Source organism: Vitreoscilla massiliensis (genome assembly GCF_001457815.1).
GTDB classification, from domain to species: Bacteria; Pseudomonadota; Gammaproteobacteria; order Burkholderiales; family Neisseriaceae; genus Vitreoscilla; species Vitreoscilla massiliensis.
Window position 1 is genome coordinate 465,330 of sequence record NZ_LN898219.1, and the last position, 17,840, is coordinate 483,169.

General features: G+C 50.1%; 18 protein-coding genes. 11 read left to right on the forward strand and 7 right to left on the reverse strand.

What is annotated here, in order from left to right; genetic code table 11:
• The first annotated feature begins 62 nt into the window (after positions 1 to 62).
• Positions 63 to 731 (forward strand): 7-cyano-7-deazaguanine/7-aminomethyl-7-deazaguanine transporter, encoded by a 669-nt coding sequence (locus BN3003_RS07900; protein WP_058356089.1) that lies wholly within the window; start codon positions 63 to 65, stop codon positions 729 to 731.
• A gap of 123 nt (positions 732 to 854) precedes the next feature.
• Here BN3003_RS07900 and BN3003_RS07905 read toward each other — a convergent pair whose 3' ends face one another.
• Both BN3003_RS07905 and BN3003_RS07910 read right to left on the reverse strand, forming a co-directional pair.
• Positions 855 to 1,646 carry a hypothetical protein gene (locus BN3003_RS07905; protein ID WP_058356090.1) on the reverse strand — a complete coding sequence of 264 codons (792 nt, stop codon included), beginning with the start codon at positions 1,644 to 1,646 and terminating at the stop codon, positions 855 to 857.
• A gap of 180 nt (positions 1,647 to 1,826) precedes the next feature.
• On the reverse strand, positions 1,827 to 2,723 hold the full coding sequence (locus BN3003_RS07910; protein ID WP_058356091.1) for a LysR family transcriptional regulator: 897 nt from the start codon (positions 2,721 to 2,723) through the stop codon (positions 1,827 to 1,829).
• 162 nt (positions 2,724 to 2,885) lie between these two features.
• On the opposite strand from BN3003_RS07910, the gene BN3003_RS07915 reads away from it, so the two are divergent.
• The 5 genes from BN3003_RS07915 (at position 2,886) to BN3003_RS07935 (ending at position 8,328) form a co-directional block, all read left to right on the forward strand.
• Positions 2,886 to 3,920, forward strand: a complete 1,035-nt coding sequence (locus BN3003_RS07915) for a cupin domain-containing protein (RefSeq protein ID WP_058356092.1) — start codon at positions 2,886 to 2,888, stop codon at positions 3,918 to 3,920.
• 256 nt (positions 3,921 to 4,176) lie between these two features.
• Complete coding sequence (locus BN3003_RS07920; protein WP_199822566.1) at positions 4,177 to 5,415, forward strand: 3-hydroxybenzoate 6-monooxygenase; 1,239 nt, start codon at positions 4,177 to 4,179, stop codon at positions 5,413 to 5,415.
• Positions 5,396 to 6,046, forward strand: coding sequence for a maleylacetoacetate isomerase (maiA, locus tag BN3003_RS07925; protein WP_199822567.1), 651 nt, complete (start codon positions 5,396 to 5,398; stop codon positions 6,044 to 6,046). The genes BN3003_RS07920 and maiA overlap by 20 nt, the downstream gene beginning before the upstream one ends.
• A 33-nt stretch (positions 6,047 to 6,079) precedes the next feature.
• Complete coding sequence (locus BN3003_RS07930; RefSeq protein WP_058356094.1) at positions 6,080 to 6,784, forward strand: fumarylacetoacetate hydrolase family protein; 705 nt, start codon at positions 6,080 to 6,082, stop codon at positions 6,782 to 6,784.
• A 167-nt stretch (positions 6,785 to 6,951) separates the two neighbouring features.
• Positions 6,952 to 8,328, forward strand: a complete 1,377-nt coding sequence (locus BN3003_RS07935; RefSeq protein WP_058356095.1) for an MFS transporter — start codon at positions 6,952 to 6,954, stop codon at positions 8,326 to 8,328.
• Between the two features lie 94 nt (positions 8,329 to 8,422).
• On the opposite strand, the gene BN3003_RS07940 is transcribed toward BN3003_RS07935, so the two are convergent.
• The 3 genes from BN3003_RS07940 to thrB are packed head-to-tail and all read right to left on the reverse strand — an operon-like array spanning position 8,423 to position 11,080.
• Positions 8,423 to 9,010 (reverse strand): O-methyltransferase, encoded by a 588-nt coding sequence (locus tag BN3003_RS07940; RefSeq protein WP_058356096.1) that lies wholly within the window; start codon positions 9,008 to 9,010, stop codon positions 8,423 to 8,425.
• Positions 9,011 to 9,031: 21 nt separating this feature from the next.
• On the reverse strand, positions 9,032 to 10,129 hold the full coding sequence (locus BN3003_RS07945; protein ID WP_058356097.1) for a hypothetical protein: 1,098 nt from the start codon (positions 10,127 to 10,129) through the stop codon (positions 9,032 to 9,034).
• 18 nt (positions 10,130 to 10,147) lie between these two features.
• On the reverse strand, positions 10,148 to 11,080 hold the full coding sequence (thrB, locus tag BN3003_RS07950) for a homoserine kinase (protein ID WP_058356098.1): 933 nt from the start codon (positions 11,078 to 11,080) through the stop codon (positions 10,148 to 10,150).
• 190 nt (positions 11,081 to 11,270) lie between these two features.
• Between thrB and lysM the strand changes: the two genes are divergently transcribed.
• From lysM to aspS, 5 genes are all read left to right on the forward strand, one after another.
• Complete coding sequence (gene lysM / locus BN3003_RS07955; RefSeq protein ID WP_058356099.1) at positions 11,271 to 11,747, forward strand: peptidoglycan-binding protein LysM; 477 nt, start codon at positions 11,271 to 11,273, stop codon at positions 11,745 to 11,747.
• 253 nt (positions 11,748 to 12,000) lie between these two features.
• Positions 12,001 to 12,264: a 30S ribosomal protein S20 gene (gene rpsT / locus BN3003_RS07960; protein WP_058356100.1), complete on the forward strand. Its 264-nt coding sequence runs from the start codon at positions 12,001 to 12,003 to the stop codon at positions 12,262 to 12,264.
• Positions 12,265 to 12,349: 85 nt separating this feature from the next.
• Positions 12,350 to 13,486 carry a phospholipase A gene (locus tag BN3003_RS07965; protein WP_058356101.1) on the forward strand — a complete coding sequence of 379 codons (1,137 nt, stop codon included), beginning with the start codon at positions 12,350 to 12,352 and terminating at the stop codon, positions 13,484 to 13,486.
• 26 nt (positions 13,487 to 13,512) lie between these two features.
• The gene (locus BN3003_RS07970) at positions 13,513 to 14,211 is read left to right on the forward strand and encodes a DUF502 domain-containing protein (RefSeq protein ID WP_058356102.1); all 699 of its coding nucleotides are present in this window, start codon (positions 13,513 to 13,515) and stop codon (positions 14,209 to 14,211) included.
• Positions 14,212 to 14,223: 12 nt separating this feature from the next.
• The gene (aspS, locus tag BN3003_RS07975; RefSeq protein WP_058356103.1) at positions 14,224 to 16,029 is read left to right on the forward strand and encodes an aspartate--tRNA ligase; all 1,806 of its coding nucleotides are present in this window, start codon (positions 14,224 to 14,226) and stop codon (positions 16,027 to 16,029) included.
• 57 nt (positions 16,030 to 16,086) lie between these two features.
• Here aspS and BN3003_RS07980 read toward each other — a convergent pair whose 3' ends face one another.
• Both BN3003_RS07980 and BN3003_RS07985 read right to left on the reverse strand, forming a co-directional pair.
• The gene (locus tag BN3003_RS07980) at positions 16,087 to 16,656 is read right to left on the reverse strand and encodes a hypothetical protein (RefSeq protein WP_058356104.1); all 570 of its coding nucleotides are present in this window, start codon (positions 16,654 to 16,656) and stop codon (positions 16,087 to 16,089) included.
• A complete protein-coding gene (locus BN3003_RS07985; RefSeq protein ID WP_058356105.1) occupies positions 16,631 to 17,839 on the reverse strand; it encodes an IS256 family transposase in 1,209 nt (402 codons plus the stop codon). The genes BN3003_RS07980 and BN3003_RS07985 overlap by 26 nt, the downstream gene beginning before the upstream one ends.
• Between the last annotated feature and the right edge of the window lies 1 nt (position 17,840).

The window sequence follows — 17,840 nt, forward strand, 5'->3', positions numbered from 1 at the left end:
CTGTGTTTACAGGCCGCTTGTGTCTGTTCGCCCTGGTTGTTTCTTAAATCAGGATTCTATATATGTATCAATTCTCAGTCGCTCAGCGACAAAAAGCCTTGCGTTGGCTGTGTTTTTGGCATGTGTTGGTGATTGCAGCCAGCAATTATTTGGTGCAATTCCCAATCAAATTTGGCCCCATAGACAATACTTGGGGGGCGTTTACCTACCCATTTATTTTCTTGACCACCGATTTGACCGTGCGCATTTTTGGCAGCGCCATGGCGCGCAAAATCATTTTCATGGTGATGTTGCCGGCTTTGGCCTTGTCATATGTGATTTCGGCCTTGTTTGTGAACGGGCAATGGCATGGTTTTGCCGCCATAGGCGAGTTTCATTCCATCGGCGCGCGCATTGCCTTGGCCAGTTTCACCGCTTATGTGGTGGCGCAATTGTTGGACATAGGCGTGTTCAACCGTTTGCGCCAGTCCAAACGCTGGTGGGCCGCTCCTGCCGCTGCTAGCAGCATAGGTAGCGCCATCGATACCTTGGTGTTTTTTGCGGTGGCGTTTTACGCCAGCAGCGATGAGTTTATGGCCGCGAATTGGCCGTCTATCGCCGTGGCCGACTTTGCCTGCAAAATCCTCATCGGCGCGTGTTTGTTCCTGCCTTTGTACGGGGTATTGTTGCAGTATTTAATGTGCAAACTGACGTTGCTCGCACCGACCCACGGCCGTGTGAACAGCCATTAATCAGCTGTGGTGATGGTTTACAGGCCGCTTGAACACATGCTTAAGCGGCCTGTAAGCATTGTTAGTGAAGATATCAACGCACATAGGCTATTTCAGCCGTAAATTAAGATCTCAAACATGGTATCAATCGCGATATGGGTACAACTGTGCCCGAGCATCCAATGGCTGTAAGGCTTTGCCGTTCAGGCTGACTTGGCCAGTAGCGGCAATGCGCAGTGGTGACGGTGGCAGAGAAAAAGCCTGTGTGGGTGTTTGCGTCGCGGGGTTTAAGGCTATGGTTTCGATGATTTCAGGGAAAGCGGGCAAAGCTGCGCCATGCTCGAAAAAACCTGCAGGCGTACTGCTGGCTTGGTAGGCCTGTCCTTGGTAATAGGCCACACGGTTTAATGTTGGCTCACCTGCTGACAACACGACGTGTTTGAGCAATTGGTTCATAAAGCGCAAATCTTGGGCGGCGTTATGGTCTTGCTCATAACCCAAGTTTTGCAATGTCTGTTGTTGTGCGGCGGACAAAACATGCGGCCTGTAAACACTGAAAAAGCGCAAAGAGGCGTGAGGCGCATTGTCTTGTTCGGTTTGAGTGGGCACAGCCACAGACGCATCGCTGAACAGCCAATACGCGGGCGCAGAAATGCTGCGGGGTAATAATTGCGTGAGCGTGGTCGCAGGGACGGTGCTGTGCAACAACCAGTGTTGTTGCTCGCCAACGATGACCAACAGCGTTTGTGCGGCATCGCTAAACAGGCGGTAGCGCCCCATCGCATGCACGCGCCGCCCTGAAGTGGCAGGGCCGCCGCTTTTGCCCATGCGGTGGCCATCGCTTAAGGCGCGGCTCATTAAGGCGGCGGTGACGCAGCCCGTTTGCAACAAGACACTGGTGGCGATGAGACAGCGAAGAAATTGGCGTCGGTACATGGGCGTTTTTCGTCTGAGTGAGCATGTGTGGGATGGTTAATGCTGGCCTATGCCACCGAGTAAAGTCAACAGAGTTTATAAGCGGCCTGTAAACCTTTACAGGTCGCTTATAAAAGGTGTCTGAATAACATGTTTCAACCTGTATTGGCGTAGCGGCGCAGTGTTTACACACCATCGATGCTAACAATGAAACAGCTGAAAACAAGTCTGTCTGAGCCATTGGTTGGCCGGATTGCCGTGCATGCGTTCGTGCCAATGCTGTTTGACGCTGTAAGTGGGCAGCTTAAACGGCAAGTCCAACATTTTCAAATTGCCGCGCGACAGCAGTAGCTTGCTCAAGCGCTCGGGCACGGTGGCCAGCAATTCGGTTTCCTGTATCACCAAGCCCACGCCCAAATAACTGGGCAATTTAATCACCACCTCACGGTTGATTCCTTGCTTGTGCATCTCGGTTTCGATGATGTAATGGCCGGTGCCATTGGCAATCACATCCACATGCAATTCATGCAAATACGCGTCCAGCGTCAAAGTCTCTCCCGTGATGCGCGGATGGTCTTCGCGAATGAGGGCAACGTATTTTTGTTTGAACAAAGTCTGTTGGTAAAAGCCGGCTTCCAATTGCGGAATAAAGCCTATGGCCAAATCAATGTCGCCGCTGCTCATCATCGCCGCGGTTTGGCCGCCGATGGGCACCACATTCAAACGCACCGATGGCGCGTGCACGCGCAGGTATTGCAGCAAGGTCGGCAGCAAATTCAAATGGCTGATGTCGGTCATGCTCAGCGTGAATTCTTGATTCGATTCCAGCGGATTAAAGGCTTTGCGGTATTCGTTGACCGCGCGCACATGCTCTAACGCCTCCATTACCATCGGCGCCAATTCCTTGGCGATGTCGGTGGCTTCCATGTGATTGCCCACGCGCACGAACAATTGGTCTGAGAAATGACTTCTGAGCTTATTGAGGCCGATGCTCGCCGCTGGTTGGCCGATATTGAGGCTGATGGCGGCTTTGGAGATGCTGCCATTTCGGAAAATGGCATGGAAAAGTTGCAATAATCGAACATCTACATCAAACATGGCGGCTTAGGTTATTAATTTGATTAATAGAGCGTATTGCATTTGGGCTATGGAAACAAGGGTTTTGAGTTGTTAAAGTGCGCAGCATACACCGTTTGATGTAAATCAAATTCGAGATTGCAGTGCATAAACAGCGACTTAATGGGCGCACAGGGAGAGAGCATGGAACAGTTGGCCACTTTGGCGGATTTACCAACAGAATACGTTGAGGCATTGGAGCAAAAAAATTTGGTGCCGTTGTGGCCGAGTTTGCGCGATGTGATGCCGCCCGAAACGCCGCGTCCACGCACCCAAGCCACCTGCTGGAAATTCCAAGACATACGTCCTTTGTTGTTACAGGCCGGTGAATTAACGCCGATAGAAAAAGCAGAACGCCGTGTGTTGGTCTTGGCCAATCCGGGACATGGTTTGGACAATATGCGTGCCAGTTCCATCATTTATTTGGGCATGCAGTTGCTGTTGCCCGGTGAATGGGCACCGTCACACCGTCACACCCCCAATGCCGTGCGCTTAATCGTGGAAGGCGAGGGCGCTTACACCACGGTGGAAGGCGAAAAATGCCCAATGGAACACGGTGATTTGATTTTAACGCCATCTGGCATGTGGCACGAACACGGCCACGATGGCGATAAAGAGGTGATTTGGTTAGATGTGTTGGATTTGCCGTTGGTGTATTACGCTGAAGCGACGTATGTGCAAGGCAGCACCGGTCAAACCACCCACAAAATTGCCACCGAATCGGTATACGGCGGCGGCATCGTCCCCAGTAAGCATTTCGCCCGCAGCCACAGCGCCACTCCCATCATGCGCTATAAATGGTCGGATGCCAAAGCTGCCTTAGAAAGCATCGCCGCGGTCGAGCCCGACAGCGACATTGTGCAAATTGCCTATGTGAACCCTGAAACCGGCGACGATTGCCAAAAAATCATCGGCTACAGCGCCATCATGTTGCGCCCACATGAAAGCGTGCGCTTGCCGTGCCGCTCCAGTGCGATGGTGTTTCACATCATAGACGGGCAAGTCGAAGTGGGCGTGGACGAACAGGTGTTCCAATTACAACGTGCCGACACCAGTTGCGCACCGTGTTTTGCCGAGGTGACCTTGACCAACCAGCGTGACGAAGCCAGTTTTGTGTTTGTCGCCGATGAAGCACCGTTTCAGAAGAAACTCGGTTTGTATTCTGAACGCGAAGGTTGAAGCCATCCCAATACTAAGCGGCCTGTAATGCTTACATGTCCTCAAGATTGCAAAAGCAAATAACAGAGCAAGGTGTTGCTCATGAATACCAACCGTACAGGCAATACAGCGAGTGATAACAGCTCAAACTCGCATCGCTGTGTACTTTGAAGAGAAAACAAGGCTTACAGGCCGCTTTTACCTAGCCAATAAGCGGCCTGTAAAGACCCCAAGCCATAGATAACAAGCAGTCAATAGCAGAAAAGGAAACCCCATCATGAATGCGCAACAACCGATACTCATTGCCGGCGGTGGCATAGGCGGCTTTGCCGCGGCCTTGGCCTTGGTCAAGCGTGGCTTTCACGTGCAGGTGTTTGAACAAGCGCCGGCCATCGGTGAAATCGGTGCAGGCATACAGTTGGGGCCGAATGCGTTTCACGCGTTTGACGCTTTGGGCATAGGTGACACAGCGCGTGCCATGGCGGTGTACACCGATTATATGGTGATGCACGACGCGGTAGATGCCTATCAAGTGGGCAAAATCCCCACAGGTGAGGCGTTTCGCCAGCGCTTTGGCAATCCGTATGCGGTGATACACCGCGCCGACATGCACATGAGTTTGGTGCAAGGCGCTCAGGCTTCGGGCGAGGTCGACATCATCACCGATTGCCACATTGAGCGCGTCGAACAAGACGCAGACGGCGTAAGCATCTTCGACCAGTATGGCAAGGAATACCGTGGTCAGGCTTTGATTGCCGCCGATGGGGTGAAATCGGTGGTCAGACAACAATATGTGGGCGATCCTGCTTTGGTTACCGGCCATGTGGTGTACCGCGCGGTGGTGTCCAAAGACGAATTCCCGGCTGATTTGCAGTGGAATGCAGCGTCGATTTGGGTTGGCCCTCATTGCCATTTGGTGCATTACCCACTGCGTGGCGGCGAGGAGTACAACATTGTGGTGACTTTCCACAGCCGCGAGCAAGAAGAATGGGGCGTGAAAGACGGCAGCCCAGAAGAGGTATTCAGCTATTTCACCGAGGTATGCCCACAAGCGCACCAATTGATAGAACTGCCGAAATCGTGGAAGCGCTGGGCTACCGCCGACCGCGAACCGATAGGCACTTGGACCTTCGGTCGTGTGACCTTATTGGGCGATGCGGCGCACCCAACCACACAATACATGGCGCAAGGTGCTTGTATGGCGATGGAAGACGCAGTAACCTTGGGCGAAGCATTGCGTGTACATGATAATGACATTGCAAAAGCTTTCGACATGTATCAACGCGCCCGTGTCGCTCGCACCGCGCGCATCGTTTTGTCTTCTCGTCAAATGGGTAAGATTTACCATGCCAAAGGTGTTGAACGCATGATACGCAATGATTTGTGGCGAGGTCGCTCGGCTGAGCGTTTTTACGATGCCATTGAGTGGTTGTATGGCTGGAATGTCAACAACTGCCTCGATGCAGCCCAACATTACACAGGTAAGGCACAACAACATGAACATGAAACTGTATAACTTCTTTCGCAGCGGCACCTCACACCGTACCCGCATCGCCATGAATTTAAAAGGCTTGGATTACGACTATGTGGCCGTGGCTTTGGGCAAAGAAGAACATTTACAGGCCGCATTTCAAGCGGTAAACCCACAAGGCTTGGTGCCGGCATTGGTCTTGGACGACAACACCACTTTGATTCAAAGTCCGGCGATTTTGGAATGGTTAGACGAGGCATTTCCGCAAAACCCTTTGTTGCCGAAAGATGCCTTGGCGCGGGCGCATGTGCGTGCTTTGGCCGCCATCGTCGGTTGCGACATCCACCCGATTAACAACCGCCGCATCTTGCAATACTTGCGCAATGAGTTGCAACAACCAGAAGAAGAAGTATTGAAGTGGTGTGCGCGCTGGATCAGTGCTGGTTTTGCCGCCATGGAAGAGATGTTGGCAGCCGACAGCCAGCGTGGTGATTTTTGCTATGGCAACACGCCGAGCATGGCCGATGTGTATTTGATTCCGCAAGTGGAATCGGCACGCCGCTTCAATGTGGACTTAAGCCCGTACCCCAACATCGTCGCCATTGATGCGCATTGTGCCCAAATCAAGGCGTTTGCCGATGCTGCACCGTTGCAGCAACCAGACGCACCGGAATAACCGCTGTAGTCGTTTTATCGATAAGGAATGAGTATGTCTTACGTGTTTGAACCCATGAATGTTGTTGGCTTGCCGGTACACGGCAGCGACGATGTGTACCCAGTGCGCCGCGTGTATTGTGTTGGCCGCAATTACGCCGCCCATGCCCGCGAAATGGGTTTCGACCCCGAGCGTGAACCACCGTTTTTCTTTTGCAAACCCAACGATGCCGAATCCATTGTGCCCGTAAAAGCGGGTACGACAGTCGATTTGCCTTACCCCAGCTTGACCCAAAACTACCATTACGAAATCGAATTGGTGGTGGCGATAGGCAAGGGCGGCAAAGACATCGCGGTGGAGGACGCGGCTGGCCACATCTTCGGCTATGCCGTGGGTTTGGACATGACCCGTCGCGATTTGCAAATGAAAATGCGCGAAATGGGCCGCCCTTGGGAAATTGGTAAGGCCTTCGATTATTCCGCACCGATAGGCGAATTGCACCGCATTGAGGAAACGGGCGAAATCAACGCTGCCGACATCCATTTGACCGTCAACGGCAACACCGCCCAACGCAGCGACATCAACCACTTGATTTGGAATGTGGCCGAAACCATCGCCAATTTGTCCAGCTTGTTTGAACTCAAAGCCGGCGATTTGATTTTCACCGGCACGCCTGAAGGCGTCGGTGCGGTGGTGCGCGGCGATGCGATGCACGCTGAGGTGGCTGGTTTGAGCGCCATTACCGTGCATGTGAAATAAGTCTGTAGTCATGTGACGCATGCGGCTTACAGGCCGCATGTCTCCCCTCCAGAGCCCATGCTAAACGGCTGGTGGCTCTTTTTTTGCGCCCTGAATTTGTGGGGCGTGGCATCAAACCACGATAAAAATGTCGTAAAAACAATAAACCATAATTTAAGGAAGAAGAAATGAAGACTACTGACGTTCACACGTCGCACAGCATGGAGGTGCAGCAATTCATCGACGCACAGCCACTGTCGCGCACGCAAAAACTCATCATTGCACTGTGTTTTTTGGTGGTGGCCATCGATGGCTTCGACACCGCCGCCGTTGGCTTTATCGCACCAGCATTGAAAGAAGCATGGCAACTCGATGCCACGCATTTGGCGCCGCTGTTTGGTGCGGGCTTGTTTGGTTTGATGACAGGCGCGTTGATTTTTGGGCCATTGGCCGACAAAATCGGCCGCAAACCAATATTGGTCGGTTCGGTATTCGTGTTTGGCTTGGCCAGCTTGCTGTCGGCATTTTCACCCGACATGACCACTTTGGTGGTGTTGCGCTTCATCACCGGCATCGGTTTGGGCGGCGCCATGCCCAATGCCATCACCTTGACCTCGGAATACTGTCCCAGCGCCCGCCGTTCTACATTGGTGACGCTGATGTTCTGCGGCTTTACCGTCGGCTCGGCCTTGGGTGGCATCGCGTCGGCACAATTACTGAGCGTGGTCGATTGGCACGGCATCTTGGCCATAGGCGGCGTATTGCCCTTGTTGACCTTGCCATTTTTAATCTGGCTATTGCCCGAATCCTTGCGCTTTATGGTGTTGCAAAACAAACCTGCAAGCAAAATCAGCGCCACGGCGCAGCGCTTATTGCCCGCAGGGCAGACGCAAGTGCCGGTATTGGTGGCCTCGAACAATGAAAAAGCCAAGGTCAGCGTCAAAGAATTGTTCAGCAAAGACTATGCGGTGGGCACGGCCTTGATTTGGTCGGCATTTTTCATGAGTTTGCTGATTATTTACCTGATTTCGAGCTGGATGCCGACCTTGCTCAAAGGCGTGGGCTTTGATTTGAAAAATGCCTCATGGATTACTTCAGTATTTCAAATTGGCGGCACCGTTGGCGCCATCGTCTTGGGCTTTTTGATGGACCGCATGGGTGCGAGCAAAGTCTTGTGCGCTGCTTATGTATTGGGGGCGGTGTTTGTGGTGATGGTCGGTCAAGGCATCACCAGCTTGAACATGGCTTTATTATTGATTGGCATGTTTGGTGTTGGCGTCGGCATATCTGGCTCGCAAGTCGGTGCCAATGCCTTCAGTTCGGCGTTTTATCCCACCCATTGTCGTGCCACCGGTGTGAGCTGGGCCAATGCCGCCGGCCGTTCTGGCTCGGTCGTGGGTTCTTTGGTCGGTGGTTGGTTGATGCAAATGCACATGAGCGCCGCCCAAATCATGGGCTTGTTGGCAATACCTGCGCTGTTGGCAGCGGTGGCATTTTTCTTAATCAGCCGCCGCATGCGTGGGCACGATCACAATAAGGGTTTACAAACGGCGACGGTGAAATAAGATGGAAATGCTGGTTTAAATCAACAAAAGCGGCCTGTAAACGATTTACAGGCCGCTTTATTTGTATCGGTATTGCACTATCAAGCCATATCACTCAATTGACGGTCACACACAGCAAACCAGCACCACTATTGACGGTATGGCTGCACATTTGGGTATCGGCTTGGATTAAGGTGATGAAATCGGCCACTTGTTCGGCGTGCGAGAGCACGTTGTCGACCACCAATAAGGCGCCGCGTTTGCCCAATAACAAGCGGCGCAAGTCTGGCCAATAGTTGACATAAAAACCGCGCTCGGCATCGAGCAAAATCACCTCGTAAGTGGCTTGTGCGTGTGCCAAAAAGTCGGCGGCATCGGCGGTGTGCAAGGTCACTTGGGTGTCCAAACCCACTTGTTGCAAGTGTTGCAAGGCCAAGGCGCTGCGGCTGGCTTCTATGTCCAAGCTGTCGACATGGCCGCCAGTGGCGCGCACGGCATCGGCGAGCCACACGGTGGAATAGCCATTGGAGGTGCCGATTTCCAATACCTGTTGCGCCTGCTTGCTGCGCACCCACAAGGCCAATAGTGCTGCCGATTCAGGCTCTATATTGCGCCAGCGTTGTAAGCGGTCGCTGTGGGCGGCGTCTTCTTGCTGCCATTGTTGGTACCAAGTGTGCAATTGTTGCTGTAAGGCGCTGTCCATAGCTGGCTCCTATAGGGTGACTTATTTGCGTTTGTTATTGCGGAAGAAGTCGCCCACCGATTCGGTACGCATGCGTTCAAATAAAGACGGCTCTTGTGTGTCGGCATCGGTGACGGTGTCGGTGTCTTCTTCGCTTTTGGATTTTAAACCAAAAAACTCGCTCACCGATTCGGTGCGCATGCGTTCAAACAAAGACGGGCCAGTGTTTGCATCGTCGGCATCGATTTCATCCCAAGCGACAGAAGACAAATCGATTGGCGCCACGCTTTGTGCCAAGCCATTGTAATCGGCGCTGGTGGTTTGACCTTCGCCTTGTTGGTACACATAGCCTGCTTGTTGCCACACTTGTTTGTCGACGGTGTTTTGGAAGAAGACCACCAAGTCTTGCTTGTGTTTGGACAACAGATTGATGTGTTTGCTGCCTTCGGTCTCACAACCGGCCACGCTCAATTCCTGCAAGCTGGGAATGTTGGTTAGGGCAGGAAAATCGCTTAAATCGGGCGCATTGGCGATTTCCAGTTTTTGCAAAGGAAACTGGCTTAAGGCCGACCACATGCTCATATTGCCATTGAGTTTTAAGTGCTGCAGATGGCTAAACGGCAGTAATTGGCGGCAGTCAAACGCGACATCGCCGCTTTGTGATTGCGCATTCCACGGGTGGTTCACCGTTAAATGGGTGGCATTGTACAAAGCCGGCAAGGGCGGAATGCGGCCGGTACGGGCATCGGCTTTAATCACCATGTGCGGCAAGCCATGGCTGAAATGTGGGATGAAAAAATCATCGCCCAAGCTCAAATGGATTTCGCGAAACGACAAATCATTGCAACGCATGCGCAGTGGCTCGGTTAACACCAATTGCAACACGATGTTTTTCAGGCCGCTCACTTCGACGCGCATGCCGGTGAGCGGTTGCCAACGCAAACACACGGCCTGTACTTGTTTGACGAATTCAAAAATGGCCGGATTGCTGCCGACGTAATGCACGAAGCGCGGACGCAAGTCGCGGAATTGCTCCCACAAACTGGCATCTTCAGGAATCAAAATGTCTTGTTTTTCATCAATTTTTATGTTTTTTGCATAACTGTCAGGCACGACATAAGCACAGCGGCATACGCTCATTTGCTCACCTTTATCGGTTTATTGTTGTTGGTCTTGTTGGAGTTTTAACAGCAAATCACGGAACACATCGGGATTTTTGGTAAACGTCAGCTCGCCTTCGGGTGGGAAGTGGAAATCCAATAAGCGTGATACCCAAAAACGGATACAGGCCGCTTGTTGTGCCAAAGGCAGGTAGTCTTGCTCGGCCGCGCTCAAGCTGCGCACGCTGCCATAGCCTTGTAGCAAGGCATCTTGGAATTCGGCGTCGATTTGATTGGCATCGGTGCGCGCCCAATCGTTGATGGCGATGGCCAAGTCATACATGAAATTGCCGTGGCAAGCGTAATAAAAGTCGATGAAGCCGGCAACGTGGTCGCCGTGTATCAACACATTGTCTTTGAACAAATCGGCGTGAATGATGCCGCTTGGCAGGGTCGTGTCATCGTGGGCATTCAAAGCGGCCACCGTGTCTTTGAGCAAGGTTGCGTCAACATAACTCATCAATGGCAATAAGCGCTCGATTTCGGTCGTCCACCATTTTTTGCCGCGCGGATTGTCCATGTGTACGTCAAAATTTTGTCCCGCCACATGCATTTTCGCCAACATTTCGCCGACCGCATAACACTGTTGCCAAGTCGGATGGGCGACATCGGCGCCGTGCAAACATGTCACCAAACATGCTGGTTTGCCATCAATATCGGCATCTAAGCGGCCTGTAAGCTGTGCCACTGGTTTGGGGCAGGCCACACCTTGTTCATTCAAATGCAACATCAATTGCAGGTAAAACGGCAGCTCGTCTTGGCGCAACACTTCAAACAGGGTTAAGACAAATTTGCCTTGGGTGGTGGTGACAAAGTAATTGGTGTTGGTCACCCCTTGCGCAATGCCTTTGAGGCTAATGAACTCCCCCAAATCGTATTGTTGTAAAAACGCGCGCATCTGCGCTTCGCTAACCGAGGTATAAACAGACATAAGACACAGCCCAAAAAGCAACCAAAAGAGAGATGATAACAAAAATTTCACACTTGCCAATACGCCTTATGATGAATTCATGCGAATTGGCTTAAAACATGCTAATGTGCACTTTGGCAGCCAAGATGAACCTCGTGTCTGGTACACACATCGCAGGGCTAGCTGTGTTGATTAACCAAGGAGTAGGAATATGGGATTATTCAGTTTCATTAAGAATGCTGGTGAAAAATTGTTCGGTAAGAACGAAGAGGAAGTGCAAAAAGAAGCCGCAGCCAATTTGCCCGACCTCAATCGCAAAGCTGCAGACGCCATCAAAGCACACATCGACGCACAAAACTTGGGCTTAGAAGGCTTGGGCGTGACTTATGATGGTGCCAGTGGCCAAGTGACTTTGACCGGCAATGCCCCTAGCCAAGAAGCCGCTGAAAAAGCCGGCTTGACCGCAGGCAATGTGACCGGTGTTGCGCATGTGGACAATAATTTGGTGGCGCCTGCTGCCGAAGAATCACAATTCCACGATGTGGTGTCTGGCGATACCTTGTCTGCCATTGCCAAAAAATACTATGGCAATGCCAATGATTACATGAAAATCTTTGAAGCCAACAAACCGATGTTGTCTCACCCAGATAAAATCTATGTGGGTCAAAAATTGCGCATTCCTAAATAAGTTTGAATCCATTGTGCAAATTCTTATAGAAGCAGCCTGTAAACACAGGCTGTTTTTTTATTTGGAACAGAGTGTGGCAAGGGATTTATTTGCTTAGAATAAGGTGTGTATGGCCTGATTTTCCGTGCTCAGTGTGGGGAAAGCGGCAATGAGGTAGGGAAACGTGGAATTACCCCTTGTCGGAATTTGGTTTAGCGTTTAAAATTGCGCGTTTACAGAAATTATATTTTCATTTTAGGTTTAGGAGACATCCATGGCAAATAGCGCACAAGCTCGTAAGCGTGCTCGTCAATCAATTAAACAACGCGCTCACAACGCTGGCTTGCGTACTGCTTTCCGTACTGCTGTTAAAAAAGTAATCAAAGCTGTTGAAGCTGGTGATAAAGCAGCAGCTCAAGAAGTATTCCGCACTTCAACACGTGTGATTGACCGCATCGCGGACAAAGGCGTTTACCACAAAAACAAAGCAGCTCGTCATAAAAGCCGTTTGGCTGCTAAAGTTAAAGCAATGGCTTAATTTTAGCGAGTATGCTTGAAAGGCTCCGCTACGCGGGGCTTTTTTTTACAATCGGTTCTATTTGCGATTTTGAATGAGGTGTAACATGCATAAAATGCGCGTTATGTGTGCGGCTTTGGTAGCATTGAGCAGTCAAACGGTGTGGGCAGATGAGGCTTCCGCCTTGTTACAGTGTGCCAATATCATTGACAATACCGTGCGCTTGGCCTGTTTTGACAAGGTGGTTGGGGCGCAATTGCCCACTTTGACCGAACCTGCTCAAACAGCGACAGCGGCCAAAGCGGTCGATGTGGAAAAAACCGTCGCAGCCAAGTTGGAAAATCGCAATGCACCGGTGGTGTTTGCAGAATCCCCAGCAGATCAAGCCAGTTTGGAAAACATTGGTTTTGACAGCAGCATTACCGAATCTTATACCCCGTTGTCAGAGGCATGGGATTTGGACCGCAATCATGAATCAGGCATTTTTTCCGCGCGTGAACACCATGCTTTGTCTTTGATGCCGGTTTGGTACAATGCCAAGCGCAACAACACACCACAATCACCGACCCGTGAGGCCGCGCAAGCGTCTACCGATGGCGATAAAAACGTTGAAGCGCGCATGCAGATTTCGTTCAAATCCAAATTGGCCGAAGATTTGTTCAGCAGCCGCGCCGATTTGTGGTTTGGCTATACCCAAGTGTCGCATTGGCAAGTGTATAACCAAAGCAATTCCGCACCGTTTCGCAATACCGATTACGAACCTGAGCTGATTTTGACCCAGCCTGTGAAAATGAACCTGCCTTGGGGCGGTCAATTGCGCATGGTGGGTACAGGTTTGGTACACCAATCCAATGGCCGCACCGAGCCTTTGTCGCGTTCATGGAACCGCGCCTATGTGATGGCCGGCATGGAGTGGGGTAAACTCACGGTGGTGCCGCGTGCTTGGTTGCGTTTGGACGGTGATTCCAAAGACGACAATCCCGACATAGACGACTACATGGGCTATGGCGATGTGTACGCCAGTTATCGCTTTAGTAATAAGCAATCGGTCGCCGGTTTGTTCCGTTTGAATCCAGCCACAGGCAAAGGTGCGGTACAACTGGACTATACTTTCCCCATCAAAGACAAGCTTAAAGGCTATGTGCGTTATTTTGATGGTTATGGCATGAACTTATTGGATTACAATCACTACAATCGCAGTATTGGTTTTGGTATCAAATTAACAGACTGGTACAGTCTGTAGCATTGCAACACGACAGAAAGTTCACAATGGCCAAAGAGGCGCCAGAAACAAAGCGGAAGTTTTCATTTAAACGGTATTTGCTCACCGGTTTGTTGGTGTGGCTGCCGGTTGTGGTTACCTTGTGGGTGATTTCTTACATCATCCATTTATCGGACGATTTGGTGGCCTTATTGCCATTTGAATGGCAGCCGAAAGTATTTGTCGGCCGCGACATTCCTGGTTTCGGTTTGATCATTGCCGTGTTGGTGTTGTTTTTCACCGGCGTGTTTGGTGGCAACGTCATCGGGCGTAAAATCATCCAAGCTTGGGATGGCATGATGGGGCGCATCCCCATCGTCAAATCGATTTATTCCAGTACCAAAAAAGTATCGGAATCGCTGCTATCCGATTCACGTCAATCGTTCAAAACACCATTATTGGTCAATTTCCCGCATCCACAAGTGTGGTCTGTGGCATTTGTGTCAGGCAGCGTGCCTGAAGTCTTGCTCGACAGTTTGCCTTTGTTGGCCGAAGATGATGAATATTTGAACGTTTACGTACCGACCACACCCAATCCAACCGGTGGTTATTACATCACGGTGAAAAAATCTGATACCAGAGCACTCGATATGAGTGTCGATGATGCGTTAAAATACATCATTTCGCTCGGTATGGTTGGCCCTGATGGGCACGAGCAACAAGAACAGCAAGAAACGCTGCCTTTGCAACAGCATGGCAGTCATTAATTAAGGAAGAACATGCGTACCAATTATTGTGGTTTGATTAACGAAGCTTATTTAGACCAAACCGTTACCGTTAAAGGCTGGGTACATCGCCGTCGTGACCACGGTGGTGTGATTTTCATCGACTTGCGCGACCGTGAAGGTATTGTGCAAGTGGTATTCGACCCTGATACCCCAGAAGCTTTTGCCTTGGCCGATCAATCACGTAATGAATACGTATTGAGCATTACAGGCCGCGTTCGCAGCCGTCCTGAAGGCACCAAAAACGACAAAATGGTGTCTGGTGGCATTGAAATTTTGGGTAAAGAAATCGAAATCATGAATGAAGCGGCAACGCCTCCATTCCAAATCGATGAAGACAACATTTCAGAAAACGTGCGTTTGACCAACCGTGTCATCGACTTGCGTCGCCCAGTGATGCAAAAAAACATGCGCATGCGCTACCAAGTGGCCATGGGCGTGCGCCGTTATTTGGATGACCAAGGTTTCATCGACATCGAAACCCCAGTGTTGACGCGTTCTACTCCTGAAGGCGCGCGTGACTATTTGGTACCTAGCCGTGTCAGCCCAGGCGAATTTTACGCCTTGCCACAGTCGCCACAATTGTTCAAACAATTGTTGATGGTGGCCGGTTTTGACCGTTACTACCAAATCACCAAATGCTTCCGTGACGAAGACTTGCGTGCCGACCGTCAACCTGAATTTACCCAAATCGACTTGGAAACTTCGTTCTTAGATGAAAATGAAATCATGGACATCACCGAAGGCATGGCGAAAAAAGTGTTCAAAGACGTGTTGAACGTGGACTTGGGCACTTTCCCACGCATGTTGTTCTCTGACGCAATGTTTAACTACGGTTCAGACAAACCCGACATGCGTATCAGCTTGAAATTCACCGAGTTGACCGACTTGATGAAAACCGAGGAATTCAAAGTATTCCGCGGTGCTGCCGACATGAAAAACGGCCGTGTGGTCGGTTTGCGCGTGCCTAATGGTGCCAAATTCAGCCGCAAAGAAATCGACGAATACACCAAATTCGTGGGCATTTACGGCGCCAAAGGCTTGGCTTACATCAAAGTCAACGATGTGACCAATTTGAGCAATGGTGAAGACAGCGGTTTGCAATCACCGATTGTGAAATTCATGTCTAACGAAGCCTTGGCCGAAATCATCAAACGCACCGAAGCCCAAAACGGCGACTTGATTTTCTTCGGCGCCGACAAAGCCAAAATCGTGAACGAAGCCATTGGTGCACTGCGCATCAAAGTGGGTAAAGAACACGGTTTGGAAAACGGCTATTTCGTCGACGAATGGCGTCCATTGTGGGTGGTTGACTTCCCGATGTTTGAATACGACGAAGACGACGACCGCTGGACTGCCGTACATCACCCATTCACCTCACCAAAACCTGGCCACGAAGACTTGATGGATTCCGATCCTGAAAACTGCTTGGCACGTGCTTACGATATGGTGTTGAACGGCTGGGAAATCGGTGGCGGTTCCATCCGTATTCACCGCGCTGACGTGCAAGCAAAAGTGTTTGCAGCCTTGAAAATCAGCCCAGAAGAACAACAAAACAAATTCGGTTTCTTGTTGGATAACTTGAAATTCGGTGCGCCTCCTCACGGTGGTTTGGCCTTCGGTTTGGACCGTTTGGTAGCGATGATGACCGGTGCGGACTCTATCCGTGACGTGATTGCCTTCCCGAAAACCCAACGTGCCCAAGACTTGTTGGTAGACGCGCCTAACCATGTTGATGAAAAACAACTGAAAGAATTGGGTTTGCGCTTGAAAGTGAAACAAGAAGACGCCAAAGCTTAATGATTTAAAGCTTAAGTGATAGATAAAGCGGCCTGTAAATGTTTACAGGCCGCTTTTTTATTGATAAAGACCAGTCGCCAAATACTTTTCCCAGCTTAAATTCATTTTTTCATAAAGGTGATGGTTATCATTGATATCTTGATAATAAGGGACGAGTGCTTGAATTACATCTGTAATAGAGCTGAGGTTTGAGCTTTCAGTTTCTTTCTCAATGATATTTAGCATTCGGCAAAGCGTTGTCCATTGGAAAGATTCATCATTCAGTTGAAATTGGTGCTTGAAATGAAATTTGAGATGCTCGAGTTCTTTTTGATGTGTGGTCATTAAGTTTGTTGCTTCAAGAGGCTGATGTAAGTAATCATCCAGAGTTTCTGCTTTTAGGCTTGCGCTATCGGGATTGATGAGATTGTCAGAAGGGAGTTCCAAACCAACAGAATTCACACTGCGAATGACTGGGTCTAGCAACCGGCATAGCGCAATTTGGTGCATTTTCACAATATCATGGGGAATTTTGAAAGTAGGGTATTCAGAGCAAAATATTTTAAACAGTAAAATACGGCATTTTTCGAGCCTGTACGCTATTTTGTGTAAGTTACCTTCGTTACAGATGGCCGCGTAAGCGGTCATCAAAGTGTATCGTAAACCAATTCATTGCCAACCTCCAATTTTGAATTGGCATCGTCCATTTCTTCGACGCATTCATCACCGCCAAATAAATCACCTTACGAGCCGAATCGTCCGAAGAGAAGATCTTTCGTTTTTTCGTTGCATGACGTATCACGCTGTTCAATGACTCAATCGCATTGGTGGTATAAATGGCATGTCGTATGTCTGAGGGATAGCCAAATATGGTGCAAATATTGGGCCAATGGGTGCGCCAAGACTCACCTATGCGTGGGTATTGCCCATCCCAAGCCTCACAGAAGGCATCCAATGCCATCAATGCCAACTCCTCTGTTGGCGCTTGGTAAATCGCCTTCAAACCTGTTGTAATCGCTTTATAATCTTTCCAGCTCACAAAGCGCAAGCTGTTGCGAACCATATGCACGATGCACAATTGAATATCGGTATGCGGGTAAACACTGGCAATCGCCTCTGGAAAGCCTTTCAGACCATCCACACAGGCAATCAAGATATCTTGCACGCCACGGTTTTTCAACTCTGTCATCACCGATAGCCAGAATTTAGCCCCTTCGGTTTGGGCAATCCACATCCCTAATAGCTCTTTGTGGCCGTCTAAATTGATGCCCAAAGCCAAGTAGACCGATTTGTTAATGATGGTATTGTGTTGCCGTACTTTAACCACAATACAGTCGAGATACACAACTGGGTACAAGCTGTCTAAGGGCCGATTCTGCCACTCAACCACCTGCTCAATCACCGCATCTGTGACTTTGCTGATTAAGGTAGCCGAAACATCCGCATCGTACATTTCTTTGAAGAAGGCGACGATTTCACGATTGGTCATACCTTTGGCGTACAGCGACAACACTTGCTCGTCCATTTGGGTGATGCGGGTTTGGTGCTTTTTAATGATTTGAGGTTCAAACAAACCTTCTCGATCACGAGGAATTTCCAGGTTTAACAAGCCGTCAGGAGTGAGCACTACTTTGGGACTGGTACTGTTGCGGTGGTTATTGGATTTTTTGGGCTGATGCTTTTCATAGCCCAAATGCTCTGTTAATTCGGTATTGAGCGCTGTCTCAATCATTAGCTTTTTAAACATGGCTGAGAGTTGATTTAGGTCTTCAGGTGTTTTGAAATCCTTGGCCAACTCCATCGCCATGGCTTTGATTTTAGCTTCGTCCATA